Annotated in this window: 21 protein-coding genes; 10 read left to right on the top strand and 11 right to left on the bottom strand. The window is 70.6% G+C overall.

Annotated features, from left to right (window positions below; all coding sequences use genetic code 11):
• Nucleotides 1-3: 3 nt before the first annotated feature.
• From D1369_RS17425 to D1369_RS17415, 3 genes are all read right to left on the bottom strand, one after another.
• A complete protein-coding gene (locus D1369_RS17425; protein WP_237557654.1) occupies nucleotides 4-1,260 on the bottom strand; it encodes a DUF2637 domain-containing protein in 1,257 nt (418 codons plus the stop codon).
• A gap of 104 nt (nucleotides 1,261-1,364) precedes the next feature.
• On the bottom strand, nucleotides 1,365-2,177 hold the full coding sequence (locus D1369_RS17420) for a DUF3558 domain-containing protein (protein WP_037901027.1): 813 nt from the start codon (nucleotides 2,175-2,177) through the stop codon (nucleotides 1,365-1,367).
• A 253-nt stretch (nucleotides 2,178-2,430) separates the two neighbouring features.
• A complete protein-coding gene (locus D1369_RS17415; RefSeq protein WP_007383844.1) occupies nucleotides 2,431-3,243 on the bottom strand; it encodes a hypothetical protein in 813 nt (270 codons plus the stop codon).
• A gap of 204 nt (nucleotides 3,244-3,447) precedes the next feature.
• Between D1369_RS17415 and D1369_RS17410 the strand changes: the two genes are divergently transcribed.
• A complete protein-coding gene (locus D1369_RS17410) occupies nucleotides 3,448-4,641 on the top strand; it encodes an RtcB family protein (RefSeq protein WP_007383845.1) in 1,194 nt (397 codons plus the stop codon).
• A 7-nt stretch (nucleotides 4,642-4,648) separates the two neighbouring features.
• Here D1369_RS17410 and D1369_RS44545 read toward each other — a convergent pair whose 3' ends face one another.
• Complete coding sequence (locus tag D1369_RS44545) at nucleotides 4,649-4,774, bottom strand: hypothetical protein (RefSeq protein ID WP_007383846.1); 126 nt, start codon at nucleotides 4,772-4,774, stop codon at nucleotides 4,649-4,651.
• A complete protein-coding gene (locus tag D1369_RS17405; protein ID WP_007383847.1) occupies nucleotides 4,771-5,547 on the bottom strand; it encodes an SDR family NAD(P)-dependent oxidoreductase in 777 nt (258 codons plus the stop codon). Before D1369_RS17405 ends, D1369_RS44545 begins: the two co-directional genes overlap by 4 nt.
• 134 nt (nucleotides 5,548-5,681) lie before the next feature.
• Between D1369_RS17405 and D1369_RS17400 the strand changes: the two genes are divergently transcribed.
• Nucleotides 5,682-6,113, top strand: coding sequence for a nuclear transport factor 2 family protein (locus tag D1369_RS17400; protein ID WP_037901028.1), 432 nt, complete (start codon nucleotides 5,682-5,684; stop codon nucleotides 6,111-6,113).
• A 10-nt stretch (nucleotides 6,114-6,123) separates the two neighbouring features.
• On the opposite strand, the gene D1369_RS17395 is transcribed toward D1369_RS17400, so the two are convergent.
• On the bottom strand, nucleotides 6,124-6,459 hold the full coding sequence (locus tag D1369_RS17395; RefSeq protein WP_007383849.1) for a YnfA family protein: 336 nt from the start codon (nucleotides 6,457-6,459) through the stop codon (nucleotides 6,124-6,126).
• A gap of 130 nt (nucleotides 6,460-6,589) precedes the next feature.
• Here D1369_RS17395 and D1369_RS17390 point away from each other — a divergent pair, with 130 nt between their 5' ends.
• Nucleotides 6,590-7,081 (top strand): hypothetical protein, encoded by a 492-nt coding sequence (locus tag D1369_RS17390; protein WP_037901031.1) that lies wholly within the window; start codon nucleotides 6,590-6,592, stop codon nucleotides 7,079-7,081.
• A gap of 10 nt (nucleotides 7,082-7,091) precedes the next feature.
• Here the strand turns inward: D1369_RS17390 and D1369_RS17385 are convergent, their stop codons facing one another.
• On the bottom strand, nucleotides 7,092-7,493 hold the full coding sequence (locus tag D1369_RS17385) for a helix-turn-helix domain-containing protein (RefSeq protein ID WP_007383851.1): 402 nt from the start codon (nucleotides 7,491-7,493) through the stop codon (nucleotides 7,092-7,094).
• Between the two features lie 125 nt (nucleotides 7,494-7,618).
• Here D1369_RS17385 and D1369_RS17380 point away from each other — a divergent pair, with 125 nt between their 5' ends.
• Nucleotides 7,619-8,506: an NADP-dependent oxidoreductase gene (locus D1369_RS17380; RefSeq protein WP_007383852.1), complete on the top strand. Its 888-nt coding sequence runs from the start codon at nucleotides 7,619-7,621 to the stop codon at nucleotides 8,504-8,506.
• A 34-nt stretch (nucleotides 8,507-8,540) separates the two neighbouring features.
• On the opposite strand, the gene D1369_RS17375 is transcribed toward D1369_RS17380, so the two are convergent.
• The gene (locus tag D1369_RS17375) at nucleotides 8,541-8,879 is read right to left on the bottom strand and encodes a DoxX family protein (RefSeq protein ID WP_037901035.1); all 339 of its coding nucleotides are present in this window, start codon (nucleotides 8,877-8,879) and stop codon (nucleotides 8,541-8,543) included.
• Nucleotides 8,880-9,103: 224 nt separating this feature from the next.
• Here D1369_RS17375 and D1369_RS17370 point away from each other — a divergent pair, with 224 nt between their 5' ends.
• The 4 genes from D1369_RS17370 to D1369_RS17355 all read left to right on the top strand — a co-directional run bounded on the left by D1369_RS17370 (nucleotide 9,104) and on the right by D1369_RS17355 (nucleotide 13,073).
• Nucleotides 9,104-10,210 (top strand): CE1758 family FMN-dependent luciferase-like monooxygenase, encoded by a 1,107-nt coding sequence (locus D1369_RS17370; protein ID WP_007383854.1) that lies wholly within the window; start codon nucleotides 9,104-9,106, stop codon nucleotides 10,208-10,210.
• Nucleotides 10,207-10,848, top strand: a complete 642-nt coding sequence (locus D1369_RS17365; protein ID WP_118082518.1) for a CE1759 family FMN reductase — start codon at nucleotides 10,207-10,209, stop codon at nucleotides 10,846-10,848. The genes D1369_RS17370 and D1369_RS17365 overlap by 4 nt, the downstream gene beginning before the upstream one ends.
• Before the next feature lie 86 nt (nucleotides 10,849-10,934).
• Complete coding sequence (locus tag D1369_RS17360; protein ID WP_007383857.1) at nucleotides 10,935-11,648, top strand: response regulator transcription factor; 714 nt, start codon at nucleotides 10,935-10,937, stop codon at nucleotides 11,646-11,648.
• Nucleotides 11,649-13,073: a HAMP domain-containing sensor histidine kinase gene (locus D1369_RS17355; RefSeq protein WP_007383858.1), complete on the top strand. Its 1,425-nt coding sequence runs from the start codon at nucleotides 11,649-11,651 to the stop codon at nucleotides 13,071-13,073.
• 302 nt (nucleotides 13,074-13,375) lie between these two features.
• Here the strand turns inward: D1369_RS17355 and D1369_RS17350 are convergent, their stop codons facing one another.
• The 3 genes from D1369_RS17350 to D1369_RS17340 are packed head-to-tail and all read right to left on the bottom strand — an operon-like array spanning nucleotide 13,376 to nucleotide 16,981.
• The gene (locus D1369_RS17350) at nucleotides 13,376-14,218 is read right to left on the bottom strand and encodes a PaaX family transcriptional regulator C-terminal domain-containing protein (RefSeq protein WP_007383859.1); all 843 of its coding nucleotides are present in this window, start codon (nucleotides 14,216-14,218) and stop codon (nucleotides 13,376-13,378) included.
• Nucleotides 14,219-14,270: 52 nt separating this feature from the next.
• Nucleotides 14,271-15,641, bottom strand: a complete 1,371-nt coding sequence (locus tag D1369_RS17345) for an alpha/beta fold hydrolase (protein ID WP_118082517.1) — start codon at nucleotides 15,639-15,641, stop codon at nucleotides 14,271-14,273.
• Complete coding sequence (locus D1369_RS17340; RefSeq protein WP_007383861.1) at nucleotides 15,638-16,981, bottom strand: MFS transporter; 1,344 nt, start codon at nucleotides 16,979-16,981, stop codon at nucleotides 15,638-15,640. The genes D1369_RS17345 and D1369_RS17340 overlap by 4 nt, the downstream gene beginning before the upstream one ends.
• A 161-nt stretch (nucleotides 16,982-17,142) precedes the next feature.
• Here D1369_RS17340 and D1369_RS17335 point away from each other — a divergent pair, with 161 nt between their 5' ends.
• Nucleotides 17,143-17,769: an RNA polymerase sigma factor gene (locus D1369_RS17335; protein ID WP_202477854.1), complete on the top strand. Its 627-nt coding sequence runs from the start codon at nucleotides 17,143-17,145 to the stop codon at nucleotides 17,767-17,769.
• Entirely contained in the window at nucleotides 17,766-18,812 is a 1,047-nt protein-coding gene (locus tag D1369_RS17330; protein WP_007383863.1) for a CU044_5270 family protein, read from the top strand. The genes D1369_RS17335 and D1369_RS17330 overlap by 4 nt, the downstream gene beginning before the upstream one ends.
• The last annotated feature ends 3 nt before the right edge of the window (nucleotides 18,813-18,815 follow it).

The raw sequence follows: 18,815 nt of genomic DNA, 5'->3' as shown, positions 1-18,815 counted from the left end.
GGCTCAGGCGATGTGGTCTTCCTGGAGTTCCGCGGTGTGGCGGTTCGTGAAGCGGTTGACCATGCGCTCGGCCTCGCGCTGCGGGAGCACGACGCCGTACGTCGCTTCCACGTCACCCCTGAGCTGGCCGGGGGAGGGGTAGCTGCCGTCTATCGACTTCTTGAAGACCTGGTAGAAGTCTTCCTCCGTCGGCTCCGGGGTGCCGCCGCCCTCGCCGAGTTCCCGGGTACGGCCGCTGCTCACCGGGATGGGAAAGCTGCCGGTCTCCTCCATCGAGGGCTCCCTGGGAGGCTCCTCGTACTGGATCTGCTGGAGCTCGTACTGCTCGGCCTCGATCTGTTCCTCGTACCAGCGGTTGTACTGCTCCGCGGGGTCGTAGTCGGGGTTGTAGCCGCCCTGGTACTCGATCTGCTGGGGGGCCTCGAACCAGGGGCTCAGGTCCGGTTCGGGTTCCTGGGCGGCCTGCTGCGGGCGGAGTGCGCCGTCCAACTCGGGGCGCTGCCCGCCCTGGGGCGTTGCCCTCTGCGGTTCGGGAGCAGCCGCACCGGCGGTGATCTCGGGTGCCGGCGGAAGCAGGACCGGTTCTATGCCCGCCGCCGCCAGCCCCGCCGGAGCCGTTTCCGCCAGCGGAACCCCGTACCGGGCCAGGCGGAGCGGCATCAGGGACTCCACCGGCGCCTTCCTGCGCCAGGCCCGGCCGAAGCGGGAGTGGAGCCGGGCCTGGTAGACCAGCCGGTCCTGTTCGAGCTTGATGACCTGCTCGTAGGAGCGCAGCTCCCACAGCTTCATGCGGCGCCACAGAAGGAACGTCGGAATGGGGGAGAGGAGCCAGCGGGTGAGGCGCACCCCCTCCATGTGCTTGTCCGCCGTGATGTCCGCGATCCGGCCGATCGCGTGCCGGGCCGCCTCCACCGACACCACGAACAGGATCGGGATCACCGCGTGCATGCCCACACCCAGCGGATCCGGCCAGGCCGCCGCGCCGTTGAAGGCGATCGTGGCGACCGTCAGGAGCCACGCCGTCTGCCGCAGCAGCGGGAACGGGATGCGGATCCACGTCAGAAGCAGGTCAAGGGCGAGCAGGACGCAGATGCCCGCGTCGATGCCGATCGGGAGCACATAACTGAAGTTCCCGAAGCCCTTTTGGAAAGCGAGTTCACGGACGGCCGCGTAGGACCCCGCGAAGCCGATGCCGGCGATGATCACGGCGCCGAACACGACCACGCCTATGAGCACGCGGTGCATTCGAGTCAGCTGCATGGGCGCGGCCACCCGTACTCCCCTCCCGGTACGTGTTGTTGCGCGCAACAGAGTGGCACATATGTGCTGCGCACGGATGGCCGGTACTGGCCGTCAGTACTTCTTCAGCTCGTCTTCGCGGCCGACTTGGACGGAGATGCCGACTTCGACGCCGACTCCGTGGCCGACTTGGACGGGGCCGCGGACTTCGACGGGGCCTTCGACCCCGACGCGGAGTCCGAGGGGGCCGGGCTCGCCGCACCCTCGCCGTTCGCCGCCGACACCGCGGTCACCGTCTCCTTGGCCGCCCGCTCCGCGAGCTTCGCGAGGGTGTCCGAGCTGGGCGCCTTGTCGCCGGCCAGACCCGCGCCGTTGTAGTCGACGGTGACGACGACGTTCTCCACGCGCGTGACGACCGTCTGCTGCTTGAAGGCACCCTCCTTCTTCTTCAGGTCGTAACGCACCAGCGTCGCCGCGTCACCCGTCCCGGAAACCGCCTGCGACTTGGCGTTCTTCGCACCCGCCACCGACTGGGCGTCCTGGATCTGCTGCTCGTAGTACTTCTGCGCCTGCGCCTCGCCCGTACCGCGCGAGCTGTCCGACTCGAAGCGCAGCAGCGAGACGTTCAACCAGCGGAACTGAGAGCCCTTCACGCCGTTGTTGTCGAGGCTGCTCCAGGAGCAACTGCCGCGCGTACCCGCCTCCGACGTGCCCTTCTTGCCGGACTTCGAGGCCTTGGGCACCAGCGACTTCAGGGTCTTCGAGGACAGCACCCCGCACGACTCGGGAAGCGACTTGTACGCCGCCGCCTGCACCGTGGGCGCCGCACTCGCGGAGGCCGACACCGTCGCACCGGCGCCCGCGGCCTTGTCCCCACCGCTGCCGGAGCCGGAGTCGCCGGAGCCGGAGTCGGAGGAGCAGCCGGCGGCGATCAGCATCACCGGGACTGCGGCCGCGCAGACAAGGACGCGGTGAAGACGCTTCGCTCTCCCCCACTGCCCGAAAGACGTGGGAGGGGCCCCCAGAACACCCTGGTCACGCTCTGCTCGTCGCTGCATGGTTCCTTCACTCATGACGCTTGTGGTTCCTGCCGTCGGATCGGGTCCGAGGGGCCACGGTACGCGGTGAGGATGCCGTGCGGTCCAGCTTCGAACGCCTTGTGCGCACGGGTGAGGGGTGTGTGCGGAGCGCTCAGCCGGACAGCGACCCGGCCAGCTGGGAGGCCAGTTTCCGGGCGTTGTCCTGCATTTCCTTGCTGTCCGGCGTGACGCCGACCGTCGTCGGCTGCTCCTCGTACTCGATGGTCACGATCACGTTGGACGTGCGGAACGCCACAGTCACCTTGCGCTGCCGGGCCGTCGAACCGGAGTTGCCCACCACGTCGTCCAGGAACGCCTCGTCGCCCAGATCGTCCAAGAGGCGCGGCTGCAGATCGGACGGAGTGGCGGAGGCCGAACCACCCGGACTCGCGGAACCGCTCGGAGTGGCCGACGGGGAGGCCGTTGCACTGGCGGTCCCGCTCCCCTCGACGTCCGAGGTCGCGCTGGACGTCGCCGCCGGCAGATCGGCCTTCTCCACGGCCTGCGCGAAGAGTTGCTGCGCCTGAGTGTCGTCGCTGACCGCGTTGTCGTACGACACCACGCGCTCGAAGTCGATCGAGAGGTACTCGGTGGCGTCCGTGGCCTCCACCTTCCAACGGCAGCCGACCTTGCGGTCGGTGTCGTAGGTGAGCGTGGCGTCGCCCTCGTAGGCCCTGGCGCGCTGATCCGCGTCGGCGATCTGCTGGATGCCGGGCAGGAGCGTGTCGAGGGTGCTCTGCCCGACCACACCGCAGGCCTCGGGGAGGGTGCGGTACTTGCCGGGCTGGGCGGCGACGGAGGCGGTGCCGGCGACGCCGGGGTTGGCGTCGTCCGTCGTGCCGTCGCCACCGGAGCTGCCGGTGCAGCCGGCCAGCAGTGCCGCGAGGAGGGCGGCGACGCCGGGTACGTAGGCCTTCCGCTGCACGGTGGGGCTCCTCTCGGAATGTCTCCGACTCGTGGGGATCTCAGTGTCCCCGCAGGTTATTCGCTTGCCGCACGGGGGCGTCCCCAGCAGACAATGTGTATCGCACGCACTGCCGTGAACGCCGGTCCGTCATCCCATACGTCGACCTTGGCACCGGTTTTGCGCTTTGAGACTTCTGATGTTTTCCGGGGGAATGAGGACGATATGTCGTACGTGGAGATGCCGGGCGCCAAGGTCCCGATCCGTATGTGGACCGACCCGGCGACCGTCGAGGACGTGGCCCTGCAGCAGCTGCGCAACGTCGCGACCCTGCCGTGGATCAAGGGCCTCGCCGTGATGCCGGACGTGCACTACGGCAAGGGCGCGACGGTCGGGTCCGTCATCGCGATGCAGGGTGCGGTGTGCCCGGCGGCGGTGGGGGTGGACATCGGCTGCGGGATGTCGGCCGTGAAGACGTCCCTCACCGCGAACGACCTGCCGGGGGACCTGTCCCGGCTGCGGTCGAAGATCGAGCAGGCGATTCCGGTGGGGCGGGGGATGCATGACAGTCCCGTCGAGCCGGGGCGGTTCCATGGGCTGGCGACTGCTGGGTGGGACGACTTCTGGGGGCGGTTCGAGGGGGTGGCGGATGCGGTGAAGTTCCGTCACGAACGTGCTGGAAAGCAGATGGGAACGCTTGGATCCGGAAATCACTTTGTCGAAGTGTGCACGGATACAACCGGTTCTGTCTGGCTGATGCTGCACTCCGGTTCCCGGAACATCGGCAAGGAGCTGGCCGAGCATCACATCGGCGTGGCCCAGAAGCTCCCGCACAACCAGGGGCTGGTCGACCGCGACCTGGCCGTCTTCATCGCGCAGACCCCGCAGATGGCGGCGTACCGCAACGACCTGTTCTGGGCGCAGGAGTACGCCAAGTACAACCGCACGATCATGATGGCGCTCCTCAAGGACGTGGTCCGCAAGGAGTTCAAGAAGGCGAAGCCGACCTTCGAGCAGGAGATCAGCGCGCACCACAACTACGTGGCCGAGGAGCGCTACGACGGGATGGACCTGCTCGTGACCCGCAAGGGCGCGATCCGGGCCGGTTCCGGCGAGTACGGCATCATCCCGGGCTCCATGGGGACCGGGTCGTACATCGTGAAGGGTCTCGGCAACGAGAAGGCCTTCAACTCGGCCTCGCACGGCGCGGGTCGGCGCATGAGTCGTAACGCGGCCAAGCGGCGGTTCTCGACGCGGGACCTGGAGGAGCAGACGCGGGGCGTGGAGTGTCGTAAGGACTCCGGTGTCGTGGACGAGATCCCGGGTGCCTACAAGTCGATCGACCAGGTCATCGACCAGCAGCGGGACCTGGTGGAGGTCGTGGCGAAGCTGAAGCAGGTCGTCTGTGTGAAGGGCTGAGCCGCGCTCACTTCGGCGCGTGGGTCACCGCGTAGATCATGACGAACGCCACGATGTGGATGCCGAAGAGGAAGTAGGCGAGCCACCACCACATGTGGCGTTCGTCGTGGGGGTCCTTCCCGTCGCGGGTCACAGGTCGCGGTGGACCTTGGTGTTGGAGGCCTGGGCGCGGGGGCGCAGGACCAGGAGGTCGACGTTGACGTGGCTGGGGCGGGTCACCGCCCAGGTGATGGTGTCGGCCACGTCGTCGGCCGTCAGGGGTTCGGCGACACCCTGGTAGACCCTCTCCGCCTTCTCCTGGTCGCCGCCGAAGCGGGTCAGGGCGAACTCGTCGGTCTTGACCATGCCGGGCGCGATCTCGATCACGCGGACCGGGCGGCCGACGATCTCCAGGCGCAGGGTCTCGGCGATGACGTGGGCGCCGTGCTTGGCGGCGACATAGCCGCCGCCGCCCTCGTAGGTGCCGTGGCCGGCGGTCGAGGAGACCACGACGACCGTGCCGTCGCCGCTCGCGTCGAGCTTGGGGAGGAGGGCCTGGGTGAGGTTGAGGGTGCCGATGACGTTCGTCTCGTACATCGTGCGCCAGTCGGCCGGGTCGCCGGTGGCCACCGGGTCGGCGCCGAGGGCTCCGCCCGCGTTGTTCACGAGGACGCCGACCGTCTTGAAGGCGGTGGCGAACTCGTCGACCGCCGCGCGGTCCGTCACGTCCAGCTGGTAGGCCGTCGCCTGGTGGCCCGCCGCGTTGATCTCCTCCGCGAGCGCCTCGATGCGGTCCTTGCGGCGGGCGGTCAGGACGACGCGGTAGCCGGCCGCGGCGAGCTGCCGTGCGGTCGCCGCGCCGATTCCGCTGCTCGCCCCGGTGACGATCGCGATCCGGGACGCGGGGGACGGGGCGGCGGATGCCATGAGCTGCTCCTCGGACGGTCGGGTGACGGGCTTCCGCCAGGATAGGCGGGCGCCGGGTCTTCCTCTGCGGGGGTCCGGATCGCGGTCCGGTGGGAAAATGAGGTGGGTGATCCCCTGACACGCGGAGGTGGATCATGGGAGAAGCGCGCGAGGTCATGGACCGGCTCACCGAGGCGGTCACGCACCCGGATCTGAAGGTCATCGCCGACCTGTACGCGCAGGACGCGGTCGCCGTCACGCCCGACGAGGGGGAGATCCGCGGGCGCGACGACATCGTCGAGTACTGGCGGCAGATGACGGAGATGGTCCCCGACGGCACGTTCGAGACGCTGCACGCGTACGAGAGCGGCGACACGGCCATCGACGAGGGCGTCTTCAGCGGACGGAACACCGGGCCGATCCGGCTGCCCACCGGTGAGACGCTGCCCGCAACCCAGAAGGAGGTCCGGGTCCGTGGCGTGGACATCGCCACTGTGAAGGACGGGCGGATCGTCGACTACCGGCTCTACTTCGACGAGATGGAGTTCCTGGGGCAGCTGGGGCTGCTGCCCGACGAGACTCCTTGAGCACGACCGCTCAGTCACCCCGCGGGGCGTACATGATCACTGCCATGCCCGCGAGGCAGATCAGTGCGCCCGTGAGGTCCCAGCGGTCGGGGCGGTAGCCGTCGGCGGCCATGCCCCACAGGATCGAGCCGGCCACGAAGATGCCGCCGTACGCGGCGAGGATGCGGCCGAAGTGGGCGTCGGGCTGGAAGGTGGCGACGAAGCCGTAGGCGCCGAGGGCGAGGACGCCGCCCGCGGTCCACATCCAGCCGCGGTGCTCCCGTACGCCCTGCCAGACCAGCCAGGCGCCACCGATCTCGAAGAGGGCGGCTACGACGAAGAGGGCGGCGGAGCGGGCTACGAGCATGGGGTCCAGCTTCGCACGCCGCCTCGCTGGGGCCCGTGTCACCTGATGGAGGGCGCCTGTCGTTCGCCATACGTGGGATACATCCCTGCGACCGCGGAGGTTCGGGCGGCTGGAGCGAGGAGTGGGTGGCATGCGGGGTCTGCGGGTGCGTGCGGTGGCGGGTGCGGTGGTCGCGGTGGCCGCGGTGGTGGTGGGCGGGGGTACGGCGGTGGCCGTCGGCGGGGCCGGGGCGCCCGGGCCCGAGGCGGATCTGGCCTATCACGGGGCCGCGTCCCTGGCCGGGGGCATGGTGGACGTGCGGTTCACGCCGCACAATCACGGACCCGCCGCGGTGCCGGACGCGACCGTACGGCTGCAGTGGTCCGAGCCGCTCGTGGACGAGCAGGCGTTGCCGCAGGGGTGTGCGCGGTCGGCGGAGCGGGTGGTGCTGTGCCGGGTGGGGGCGCTGGCGGCGGACGGGGTGGGGGAGCGGGTCGCGATGCGGGTGCGGTTGCGGGGGGCGCCGTCGGAGGTGCTGCTGGAGATCGACACGGTGTGGAACGGCGGGACGGTGGACCGGAACCGGGAGAACGACCTGCAGCAGGTGCTGGTGCTGGACAGCGGGGACCAGTACTACTTCTGACGGGCCGACGTCAGTCGGTCGTGCCGTCGTAGCGTTCCCGTGCCTCGTGGACTTCCTCGATGTGGGTCTCCGCCCAGGCCTTCACCGCGGTGAGCAGGCCGGCCAGGCTGCTGCCCAGGGGGGTCAGGGCGTAGTCGACGCGGACCGGGACGGAGGGGGTGACGGTGCGCGTCAGGATGCCGTCGCGCTCCAGGGAGCGCAGGGTCTGGGTGAGCATCTTGGGGCTGACGCCGGCGATCTTGCGGCTGAGGTCGCTGTAGCGCATGGGGCCGGTGGAGAGGGCCGCGACGACGAGGCTGACCCACTTGTCGCTGAGCCGGTCCAGGAGCTGGTTGGTGGGGCAGCCCTTGATGAACGCGTCGTACTCGGCGCGTGCCTGCTCGCGCCGTTGGGCCGCCGTCATGGTCGGCATGGCTCACCTCCGGGGTACGTAGGCACCTTCAGGTAACTACTTCCGAATAGATAGTAGCTCTTCCTAGGGTTGCTGCAGCGGCGGAGATACCGGCGCGAACAGTGACCTATAGGGAGCATTCAGTCATGCGTGCAGCTGTGGTGAGGACCTTCGGCGGGCCCGAGGCCGTGGAGGTGGTGGAGAGCGAACTGCCCGAGCCGGGGGCCCGGCAGGTGCGGATCAAGGTCGCCGGGGCCGCGCTGAACCCGGTGGACCTGGGTGTCAGGACGGGTTTCTTCGGCGGGGCGGGCAAGCAGATCGGGTTCGGCTGGGATGTCGCGGGGACCGTGGACGCGGTGGGTGTCGGGACGGTGTGGAGCGTCGGGGACGAGGTGGTCGCGCTGCACGGCGGTGTGGCCAAGACCCTGGGCACGCACGCCGAGTACGTCGTCGTCGACACGGACGCGGTGGCCAAGGCGCCGGCCACGGCCGACGCGGTGCACGCGGCCACGCTGCCGCTGAACGCGCTGACCGCCGCACAGGCCCTGGATCTGCTGGAGTTGACCGAGGGGCAGTCGTTGCTGGTCACCGGGGCGGCGGGCGCGGTGGGAGGGTTCGCCGTCCAACTGGCCGCGCGCCAGGGGGTGTCGGTGACCGGGCTGGCCCGGGAGGGGGACGAGGAGTTCGTACGGTCCCTGGGGGCCCGGGAGTTCACGACCACCGCCGCTGCCGGGACCTTCGACGCCGTGCTGGACGCGGCGGTGCTCGGTGAGGCGGTGCTGGAGCGGGTGCGGGACGGGGGTGCCTATGTCGGCGTACTGCCCGGGGCGCATCCCGGGTCGGTGCGCGGGGTGCGGACGGCGTCCGTCGCGGTGGAGGCGGACGGGGCGCGGCTCGCCGAGCTGGCGGGGCTGGTGGACGAGGGGGCGCTGACGTTGCGGGTGGCCGAGACGTACGCCCTGGACGCGGTGTCCAAGGCGCACGCCCGGCTGGAGGAGGGCGGGGTGCGGGGGCGGCTCGTGCTGGTGCCCTAGCGACTGAGCCGCCGGAGGGGGGCCTGGGCGTTCTTCAGGCCAGGGCCAGCGCCGCGACCACCGGGGCCGCGTAGACGAGCGGGAACGGGATGTGGCTGTACCAGTGGGCGCGGGCCACGGTCACGGCGGCTCCGGTGAAGTAGAGGACCAGGCCGATGCCGGCCGCGAGGCCGACGTACGGCAGGAAGAGGCCGGCCAGGAGGCCCACCGCGCCGGCGATCTTGGCCGCGCCGAGCAGGTTCCACCAGGTGCGGGGGACGCCGTAGTCGGTGAGGGCCTTGACGATCCAGTCGGCGCGGGTGAGGACGACGGTGCCGGAGTAGCCCGCCATGGCGGCGGCGAGCAGGGTGACGACGGTGTGGGCGACGGACATGAGTGGCTCCTTCGAGCTCCGGGTCATCGGTTTCACGGGGTTGACCCGGGGCGGAGCGGGAGTGTGACAGCCCGGCCGGATTTTTTTCGGAGCCGGGTCCCGGGTCGGTGGGGCTTGTCGCGCAGGTCCCCACGACCCTGGGGTGGGAATAGGTGGGGGTCGGGTCTCGTTCTCCGGGTACGCGGTTATAGTTGAACCGTCAACAACCTGGAGGGTGAGCGACCATGCAGTTCGGGATCTTCAGCGTCGGTGATGTCACGCCGGACCCGACGACCGGCCGTACGCCGACCGAGCGCGAGCGGATCAAGGCCATGGTCGCCATCGCGCTGAAGGCCGAGGAGGTCGGGCTCGACGTCTTCGCGACCGGTGAGCACCACAACCCGCCGTTCGTGCCGTCGTCGCCGACCACCATGCTCGGGTACATCGCGGCGCGGACCGAGAAGCTCATCCTCTCGACCTCGACCACGCTGATCACCACGAACGACCCGGTGAAGATCGCCGAGGACTTCGCGATGCTCCAGCACCTGGCCGACGGCCGCGTCGACCTGATGATGGGCCGCGGGAACACCGGGCCGGTCTACCCCTGGTTCGGCAAGGACATCCGCGAGGGCATCAACCTCGCCATCGAGAACTACGCCCTGCTTCGCCGGCTGTGGCGCGAGGACGTCGTGAACTGGGAGGGGAAGTTCCGGACGCCGTTGCAGGGGTTCACCTCCACGCCCCGGCCGCTGGACGGGGTGGCGCCGTTCGTCTGGCACGGGTCCATCCGGTCTCCCGAGATCGCCGAGCAGGCCGCCTACTACGGTGACGGCTTCTTCCACAACAACATCTTCTGGCCGGCCGACCACACCAAGCGGATGGTCGAGCTGTACCGGGCCCGGTACGCCCACTACGGGCACGGCACGGCCGAGCAGGCGATCGTCGGGCTCGGCGGCCAGGTGTTCATGCGCCGCAACTCGCAGGACGCGGTGAAGGAGTTCCGGCCGTACTTCGACGTCGCGCCGGTGTACGGGCACGGGCCCTCCCTGGAGGACTTCACCGAGCAGACCCCGCTGACCGTCGGTTCCCCGGAGCAGGTCATCGAGAAGACGCTGAAGTTCCGCGAGTACGCCGGGGACTATCAGCGCCAGCTGTTCCTGCTCGACCACGCCGGACTGCCCCTGAAGACGGTCCTGGAGCAGCTCGACCTGCTCGGCGAGGAGGTCGTACCGGTGTTGCGCAAGGAGTTCGCGGCGGGCCGCCCGGCCGATGTGCCGGAGGCTCCCACCCACGCGTCCCTGCTGGCCGCCCAGCAGAACAAGGCCCAGGAGAACAAGGAGGTCGTCGCATGAAGCTCGTCGTCGTGTCCGCGGGGCTGAGCGTCCCGTCGTCCACGCGCCTGCTGGGAGACCGGCTGGCCGCCGCCGTGGGGCGCGCGGCCGAGGTGGACACGCAGGTCGTGGAGTTGCGGGAACTCGCCGTGGAGATCGCGCAGAACTTCACCAACGGTTTCCCGGGCCGGGCCCTGGCCGCCGCGCAGGAGGCGGTGGCCGCGGCCGACGGGCTGATCGTCGTGACCCCGGTGTTCTCGGCGTCGTACAGCGGACTCTTCAAGTCGTTCTTCGACGTGCTCGACCCGGAGGCGCTGGCGGGCAAGCCGGTGCTGATCGCGGCGACCGGTGGCTCGGCCCGGCATTCGCTGGTGCTGGAACACGCGCTGCGGCCGCTCTTCGCCTATCTGAAGGCCGTCGTCGTGCCGACCGGGGTGTACGCCGCGTCGGAGGACTGGGGCGCCGAGGGGCTGGACGGGCGGATCGAGCGGGCGGCCGGGGAACTGGCCGCGCTGATGGCAGGCCTGTCGGGCGGAGTGTCGGGCGGAGTGTCGGCCGAGGTACCGGCCGGTCGTGCGCCGCGTGCGGCCCGGGCCGACGCGTTCTCGGCCGTGGTGCCGTTCGAGGAGCAGCTCGCCGCGTTGCGTCCGGCGGGGTGAGAGGCCAGTAAGAAGGGCGGCCGGTGAGCTGCTCATCACGTCGTACGACTCGGGGGGCACGGCACACTGAGGAGGTGCCCCCAAATGTGCTGCTCGCCGAAGACGACCGCGCCATCCGCCACGCCCTGGAGCGCGCCCTGACCCTGGAGGGCTACCAGGTCACCGCGGTCGCCGACGGGGTCGAGGCGCTGGCGCAGGCCCACAAGACGCCGCCGGACGTGCTCGTCCTCGACGTGATGATGCCCGGGATCGACGGACTCCAGGTCTGCCGGGTGCTGCGCGCCGAGGGCGACCGTACGCCGATCCTCATGCTGACGGCGCTCGTGGAGACCCAGGACCGGATCGCCGGCCTGGACGCGGGCGCCGACGACTACGTGGTCAAGCCCTTCGACGTCGAGGAGGTCTTCGCCCGGCTGAGGGCCCTGCTGCGGCGGACCAGCCCCGACGGGATGGCCCCGGTCGGCGCCGCTCCCAAGGCCGTCGCGCCCGAGCTGCCGCAGGGGCGGATCGAGGCGGCCGGGCTGCGCATGGACATCCAGGCGCGGCGGGCCTGGCGGGGGACGCGCGAGCTGGAGCTGACCCGTACCGAGTTCGAGCTGCTGGAGCTGCTCGTGCGCAACGCGGGCATCGTGCTCGACCACTCGACGATCTACGACCGCATCTGGGGCTACGACTTCGGGCCCGGCTCCAAGAACCTCGCCGTCTACGTCGGCTATCTGCGCCGCAAGCTCGACGAGCCCGGCGCGCCGCAGCTGATCCACACGGTGCGTGGCGTGGGTTACGTGCTCCGGGAGGACTGAGTGGGGCGGCTGGCTCGACTGTGGGCCCGGCCGCGGCCCCGGCTGCTGTCTCTGCGGACCACGTTCGCGGTGTCCTTCGCCGCGGTGACGGCCGCGGTGACCGTGCTCGTCGGTGTGCTGTCCTACAGCGCGGCCGCCCGGCTGGTGCGGGTGGACCAGGAGTCGGTGTTCGACCAGGTCGTGCAGGATCTCCGGGACGAGGTGAGTCAGCACCGGATGGCGCCGGAGGACTTCTCGTCCTCGGCGCCGGGGCACGACCTGGTGCGGCCCGCCCGTACGGACGTGCAGGTGCTGGGGCCCACCGGGGCGGTTGCCGATCCCGGGCGGCCCGGGCTGCCGGTGGTCTCCGGCGACCGGCGGATCGCGGTCGCCGGTCCGGCCGGGCGGATGGTGCTGCACAAGGAGGTTTCGGTCGGCAGCGACGTGTACCGGGTCGCGACCGTCTCGCTGGGGGGCGGGCGGGGCGCGGTGCAGGTCGCCCAGGAGTTCAGTGACACCGAGGATCTGCTGCGGGCCCTTCAGCAGCGGACGTTTCTGCTCATGGTGGCGGTCGTGGTGGGCGCCGGCCTGTTCGGGTGGTGGCTGGCCCGGCGGATCACCCGGCGGCTGGTCATCCTCACCTCCGCCGCGGAGGACGTGGCACGGACCCGGCGGCTGGGGATCGAGGTGCCGGTCACCGGTTACGACGAGGTGGGGCGGCTCGGACGGGCCTTCGACCGGATGCTGGGGCGGCTCGCGCAGTCCGAGGAGGACCAGCGGCGGCTGGTCCAGGACGCGGGGCACGAGTTGCGGACGCCGCTCACGTCGTTGCGCACCAACATCTCGCTGCTGCGGCGGATCGACGAGCTGCCGCCCGCCACGCGCGAGGACCTCGTCGCCGATCTCACGCAGGAGGCACGGGAGTTGACCGATCTGGTCAACGAGCTGGTCGACCTCGCGGCGGGGCAGTCGGACAACGAGCCGCCGCAGCGGGTGGATCTGGCCGATCTCGCGGAGGAGGTGGCGGGGCTGGCCCGGCGGCGGACCGGGCGGGAGATCGTGGTGCACGCGAAGGGGTCGACGGTGACGGACGGGCGGCCGGGGATGCTGCAGCGGGCCCTGTCGAACCTGGTCGAGAACGCGGTGAAGTTCGACCGGGACGGTACTGCTCCGATCGAGATCTCGGTGTCGGGGTTCACGGTGGCCGGGCCGGTGCGGGTGGAAGTGCTGGACCGGGGGCCGGGGATCGCTGAGGCCGATCTTGTGCGGGTGTTCGACCGGTTCTACCGGGCGGCGGACGCGCGGTCGTTGCCGGGGTCGGGGTTGGGGTTGTCGATCGTGCGAGAGGTTGCGCTGTCGCATGGGGGGGCGCCGTTTGCGTTTCCTCGGGAGGGGGGTGGGGCGGGGATTGGGTTCAGTGTGGGTGGGGGTGCGGCTGGCGGTTGAGCGGTTGTTTGTGCGGGTTGGTGGGGGCGGGTGTTTGTGCGCAGTTCCCCGCGCCCCTGATGCCTGCGGCGCAGCTGCGGGTTCGGTGGGGGCTGGTGTAGCGCGTGCGGTGTGGTTTGGGTCGGGGCCGGGGTGGGGGGTATCCGTCCTCGGTCCGGCGGCTCGGTCACTTGAGCAGTGCTCTGTAACGGACGCCGGCCGCTGCGGGCGGACACCCCCCACCCCGTCCCCTTACCGCCGTACGCGGCCAACGGTCCACGGCCCATTCCGACGCGGGAACTGCGAGACCAGCCCCCACTGGCCTACGGCAGCAAGGGGATCGTCTCCAGTGTCGTGCGGGCCGCCTCCAGGGCCGGGTGGGTCTGGTTCGCGACTCGGTGGAAGGTTTCCTGGGCGGTGCGGGCCGGCCAGGCCGGGGGGAGGTGGCGGGCCGGGAGTCGCGGGTCCGTGCGGATGGTGCGGAGCCAGTCGCTGACCAGGCGGAGGCGGGTGCCGATGGGGTCGTCGTCGGTGCCGTTGCCCAGGTGGGAGGTCCAGCGCTTGTCGAAGGCCACGTAGCGGGCGGCGATGGACTCCAGGTCCCAGGTGTCGCGGATCATCTGCTCGATGTCGGTCACCTCGGCGGCCTTGGCGTGGAAGATCTTGACGTGGGCGGTGAGGCCGAGGTCGGTGACCACCGCGGAGACGTCCACCTGGCCGGGGGCGATCCACAGGCCGCTGTACAGGGCGCCGAATCCGGACCAGGTCAGGCGTGAGCGCAGGTCGTGGCGCTGGCGTTTCCAGGAGTCGGGCAGGGAGAAGCCGAGCAGGGTCCAGGAGCCGTCCCAGTCGTCGTTGACGGCGCCCTGCTTCCAGATGCGGGTACGGCCGTCGATCAGGACCCGGGTGGCCTGCGGGGTCAGCCCGAAGAACATCTTGCGGCCCTCGCGCTGACGCTGGAGCAGGCCCCGGTTGACCATGCGGGTGAGGGTGGAGCGTACGGCCTGTTCGCCCACGCCCACGCGGGCCAGGACGTCGATGATGCTGCCCGAGTAAACGGCCAGGTTTCCCTCCTCCAGGACGTGGTTGCCGAAGAAGGTGAGCATGAGCGACTGCGGGCGCGGCTGCGGCCCCTCCGCGGTGTCCAGGATGTCGTCGTCCTCCACGGGGGCAAGAGTACGACCGCCCGCCGAGCGTGGGGCAGGCGGTCGTACGAGGTCATCGGCGGTCGTCGGGGTGGGCAAGGTCGTAGGGGCGGAGGTAGGGGGTGGGGTGGTACCGGACGTAGCGGGCGGGGGTGGTGGGGTCGGCCGCTGTGGCGCGGGCGTTGAGGGACGCCGGGTCGGTGCCCTGCCAGCTGCCGGTGGTCACGCGGTCCTCCAGGGTGTGGAGGGCGGCCAGTTGTTCGGCGGTGCTGAAGGAGCAGTGGCCGGCGTTGTCGACGTAGGCCTGGCGGAGGAGGGAGGCGGATCCTGCGGCCGTCGCCGCTCGGCGCAGGGCGCTCTCCGTCTGGACGGGGACCAGGGGGTCGCCGATGGTGTGGATGGAGAGTTGGGGCTTGGTCAGGCGGCCGGTGAAGGAGCTCGTGCTGCTCATCCACGTCACGGCGTTCTGGTCCGCCTTGATGCGCGGGGCCCGGTTGAGGGCGGCCAGGTCCTTGGTCAGGGAGAGGCCCGCCTTCTTGTACAGCTCGGTGACCTCCTTGCGGACGGAGGACTTTTCGAGCAGGCGGGCGTAGTCGATGCCGGTGTTCCAGGACATGTTGCCGCCCGCGCGGGTCTCGGCCTCCTGGCGCCGGTTGAAGGCGGCGATCTTCAGCAGGCCCTTGACGGCGTCGTACTGGTTGGCCTGCTGGGTGTCCCAGTCGTTGGCGGCGGGGCGGGTCTGGGTGGGGGCGTTCCAGACCGGGATGTTGTGCAGGGCGGCGGCGAGGGCTATGCGGGCGCGGCCCTCGGGCGTCGTCTGGGCGGAGTCGACCGTGGTGGTGAGGGTGTTCGCCGCGTCGGTGGCGGCCTGCTGCGTCGGGAGGTTGACCAGGGGGACGTCGGAGCCCAGGAGTGTCTTGAGGGCGAAGACCGGGTCCAGGGTGTTGTTCCAGTTGGCGACGCCGCCGTGGACCAGGCCGCACATGGAGAGCGAGCCGTCGATCTCGTCCGGGTGGCGTTCGGCTATCGCCGTGGTGACCAGGCCGCCGTACGACCGTCCCCAGGCGAGGGTGCGGGAGGCCTGGCCGAAGCGGGCGGTGAAGGCCTTCAGGGTGGCCATCTGGTCGGGGACCGCGTCGGTGACCGCCCAGCCGGTGGACGCGTACGAGGAGCCGATGAGGGCGTAACCCTGCTGGAGGAGCAGGGGCTTGGTGGCCGCGTCCGGAGCGTCCTGGGCGGGGTTGGCGGGGCCCGCGTTGTAGCCGTGGCTGAACAGGAGGACGGTGCCGTTCCAGTTGGCGGGGACGTCCATCATGTACGTTGCGCCGGAGGGGAGTTGGCCGTCCACGTGGGTGGTGGTGTCGGTGGTGGCCGCCGCCGCGGGTACGGCGGTGAGGGTGAGCAGAAGCGCCGTCGCGCAGGCGATGCGGGTGGCGTGCCTCATGCGGTGATCTCCTCCGTGTGGGGGGTGGTGGGGAGGTCGGGGGTGGGGTCCTCGCCGAGTGAGGTACGGCTCGTCTCGCGGACGAACCACACCGTCAGTGCGGTGATCAGCGAGCCGCCGCACAGCAGGAGGGCGACGGGGGTGCCGTTGCCACTGCTCGCGACCAGGCTTCCGGCGATCATCGGGGAGAAGCCGGCGCCGACCAGCGTCGCGCCCTGGTAGCCGAGGGAGGCGCCCGTGTAGCGGACCCTGGTGCCGAACATCTCGCTGAACAGGGCGCCCAGCGGGCCGTACATCAGCGACTGGGAGATGCCGTGGCCGATGACGACGGCCAGGATCAGCGCTCCCGACGACTTTGAGTCGACCAGTGCGAGGACCGGGAAGGCGGTCGCGGCGGACAGGATCGCGCCGGTGAGGACGACCGGGCGGCGGCCGATCCGGTCGGAGAGCGCGGACGCGCAGGGCAGCACGACCAGGGCGACCGCGGCGGAGACGGTGAGCGCGGTGAGCACCTGCGGGCGGGGATAGCCGATGCCGGTGGCGTACGCGATCAGGTAACTGGTCAGCAGGGACTGGGCGGTGAAGGCGCCGATGCCGACGCAGCAGGCCAGCAGGACGGGACGGGGGCGCTTGAGTACGTCGAGGATCGGCAGCCGGGACTCGGCGCGGTCCTTCTTCACCTCGGCGAACAGCGGACTCTCGACCACCTTGAGGCGGACGAACAGGCCCACACCGAGCAGCAGGACGCTCAGCAGGAACGGCACCCGCCAGCCCCAGGCCGCGAACTGGTCCTTGGGGAGGGTGGAGACCATCGCGACCACGGCGGCGGAGATCAGGGAGCCGAGCGGGGCTCCCATCTGCGTGAAGCTGGACCACAGTCCGCGGCGCTTCTCGCCCGCGTGCTCGACGACCATGAGCGTGGCACCGCCCCATTCACCGCCGATGGCGATGCCCTGGACCACGCGCAGGGTGATCAGCAGGACCGGGGCCCAGACGCCGACGGTGTCGTACGTGGGCAGCAGGCCGATGAGGAAGCTGGCGCCGCCCATCAGGCCCATGGTGAGCAGCAGCATGTTCTTGCGGCCGAGGCGGTCGCCGAAGTGTCCGAAGACGATGCCGCCGATGGGGCGGGCCACGTATCCGGCGGCGAAGGTGCCGAACGCGGCGATCGTGCCCACGGCGGGGTCGGCGCCGGGGAAGAACAGTTCGCCGAAGACGAGGGCGGCGACGGTGCCGTAGACGAGGAAGTCGTAGAACTCGACGGCGGTGCCGAGGAGGCCGGAGAGGGCGACTCGGCGGAGTTGGCGGGTGCGTTCTGATGCGGTGGGGGACGGGGGCATCGCGCTCTCCCTTGAGCGGGGGAAGGACACCGTGAAATTAGGCTGTCTGGTGACTGCCGTCAAGAAAGTGCACAACATTGACAGGGGAGCGAGAGGAGAGTGTGACGTGAGTCACTGGAACTCGATGATCCCGTCGGGCAGTTGAGTGCGTGACCACAGATATGCGAACCCGGATACGGGCCGGGGATCCGGACGCCTTCGCCGAGCTCTACGACGAGTGCGCCCGGTCGGTGTACAACCACGCCTTCCGGCTGACCGCCGACTGGTCCGTGGCCGAGGACGTCATGTCGGCGACCTTCATGGAGGCCTGGCGGCGCCGGGACTCGATCGAGGCCGACGGGGGCTCCCTGCGGCCCTGGCTGCTCGGCATCGCCACGAACGTCTCCCGCTCCCACGGGCGCGGCAACCGGCGTTACCGGGCCGCGGCGAGCGCGGCGGCCTCGGCGGGCGTCGCGGAGGTCGCCGACCACGCGGAGGAGACCGCCGGCCGGGTGGATGACCGGCGCCGGATCGCCGCCACACTGACCGCGCTCGCCTCCCTACGGCGCCCCGAACGCGAGGTCCTGGTGCTGTGTCTGTGGGAGGGGCTGGAGTACGCCGACGCCGCCCGGGCCCTCGGCATCCCCGTAGGCACCGTCCGCTCCCGGTTGTCCCGGGCGCGCGGCAGGCTGCGCAAGCTCGCCGAGGCCGAACTGGAGCGAAAAAGACGGGAACTCGGCAGCGCAAACCGGCAGATAACAGGTGATCGCGACTACGTGATCCGGTCCGCACAGGAAGGAAACCGATGAACGCCAGCCCCTCCCAGCCGCACCCGGCCGAGTGGACGGAGACCCAGGGTCTTCTGCCCTCCGTGGAGCGGGATCTGCCGGCGGGCCGCCACCAGTTCCACAAGGAGCAGATGATGGTCCGGATCCGCGAAGACCTGCGTACGACCCCTGTTGTCCCCGCGCGCCGCAATCCGTTCCTGCGCCGGGCGGTCCTGCTGCCCGCGCTGGCCTGTGCCCTGGCCGGCGCGGTCGTGGGCGGCCTCGCCCTCACCGGCGGCGGGGACGGGAACACCTCCCTGGCCACCGGGCCCGCCCTGACGACCCGGATCGGCGCCGCCGACGCCCAGGGCGCCGACCGCCTGCTCGACCACATCTCCCTGGCCGCCGCCGACACCTCCGAACCCGCCGTGCGCGACGACCAGTTCCTCTACATCGCGTCCAAGGTCGCCAGCACCTACCCGAAGACGGTCGACGACAGGACCACGGTGGTCAGCGAGAAGCTGCACTCCCGCCAGGTCTGGATGTCCCCCGACGGCAGGAACGGCTGGCTCATCGAGCCGGGCAACACGAGCGAGGACGGCATCACCCTGGCCGGACCGAACCCGCCCAGCTCGGCCTACCACCGGCTCGCCCGACTGCCCACGGAACCCGGGGCCCTGCTGCGGAAGATCTACCAGGAGTCGGACGCCAACAGGGATCCCGAAGTCCCCCGCGACCAGGCCGCCTTCGTCGCCATCGGCGACCTGCTGACCGAGAGCTACCCGCCCGCCAACCTCACCGCCGCGCTCTACAAGGCCGCCGCCGAGATCCCCGGTGTCGTCGCGGTGGACGACGCGGTCGACGCGGTGGGGCGCCACGGGGTCGCCATCGCGCGGCTCGACGAGCAGAGCGGGCAGCGCACGGAGTGGATCTTCGACAGGAAGACGTACGCGTTCCTCGGTGAGCGCAATGTGCAGGTCGAGCCGAGCGAGACCTTCAAGAAGGGCACCGTGACCTTCACCGTCGCGATCACCCGGCGGGCGGTCGTGAACGAGATGAAGGAGGTGCCGGGGCGGGCGGGCTGACGG

The organism is Streptomyces sp. CC0208 (assembly GCF_003443735.1).
Taxonomy (GTDB): Bacteria; Actinomycetota; Actinomycetes; order Streptomycetales; family Streptomycetaceae; genus Streptomyces; species Streptomyces sviceus.
Note: the sequence above shows the minus strand (reverse complement) of the source record. Positions and strands in the feature narration are given on the sequence as shown.

Coding starts and splice junctions, on each gene's coding strand:
- D1369_RS17385 (WP_007383851.1), bottom strand. CDS start 7,493: ATGCCGACCATGACGGCGGCCCAACGGCGCGAGCAGGCACGCGCCGAG.
- D1369_RS17405 (WP_007383847.1), bottom strand. CDS start 5,547: ATGGCATCCGCCGCCCCGTCCCCCGCGTCCCGGATCGCGATCGTCACC.
- D1369_RS17420 (WP_037901027.1), bottom strand. CDS start 2,177: ATGCTGATCGCCGCCGGCTGCTCCTCCGACTCCGGCTCCGGCGACTCC.
- D1369_RS17400 (WP_037901028.1), top strand. CDS start 5,682: ATGGGAGAAGCGCGCGAGGTCATGGACCGGCTCACCGAGGCGGTCACG.
- D1369_RS17365 (WP_118082518.1), top strand. CDS start 10,207: ATGAAGCTCGTCGTCGTGTCCGCGGGGCTGAGCGTCCCGTCGTCCACG.
- D1369_RS17335 (WP_202477854.1), top strand. CDS start 17,143: ATGCGAACCCGGATACGGGCCGGGGATCCGGACGCCTTCGCCGAGCTC.
- D1369_RS17330 (WP_007383863.1), top strand. CDS start 17,766: ATGAACGCCAGCCCCTCCCAGCCGCACCCGGCCGAGTGGACGGAGACC.
- D1369_RS17410 (WP_007383845.1), top strand. CDS start 3,448: ATGTCGTACGTGGAGATGCCGGGCGCCAAGGTCCCGATCCGTATGTGG.
- D1369_RS17390 (WP_037901031.1), top strand. CDS start 6,590: ATGCGGGGTCTGCGGGTGCGTGCGGTGGCGGGTGCGGTGGTCGCGGTG.
- D1369_RS17345 (WP_118082517.1), bottom strand. CDS start 15,641: ATGAGGCACGCCACCCGCATCGCCTGCGCGACGGCGCTTCTGCTCACC.
- D1369_RS17375 (WP_037901035.1), bottom strand. CDS start 8,879: ATGTCCGTCGCCCACACCGTCGTCACCCTGCTCGCCGCCGCCATGGCG.
- D1369_RS17425 (WP_237557654.1), bottom strand. CDS start 1,260: ATGCAGCTGACTCGAATGCACCGCGTGCTCATAGGCGTGGTCGTGTTC.
- D1369_RS17395 (WP_007383849.1), bottom strand. CDS start 6,459: ATGCTCGTAGCCCGCTCCGCCGCCCTCTTCGTCGTAGCCGCCCTCTTC.
- D1369_RS17340 (WP_007383861.1), bottom strand. CDS start 16,981: ATGCCCCCGTCCCCCACCGCATCAGAACGCACCCGCCAACTCCGCCGA.
- D1369_RS17380 (WP_007383852.1), top strand. CDS start 7,619: ATGCGTGCAGCTGTGGTGAGGACCTTCGGCGGGCCCGAGGCCGTGGAG.
- D1369_RS17370 (WP_007383854.1), top strand. CDS start 9,104: ATGCAGTTCGGGATCTTCAGCGTCGGTGATGTCACGCCGGACCCGACG.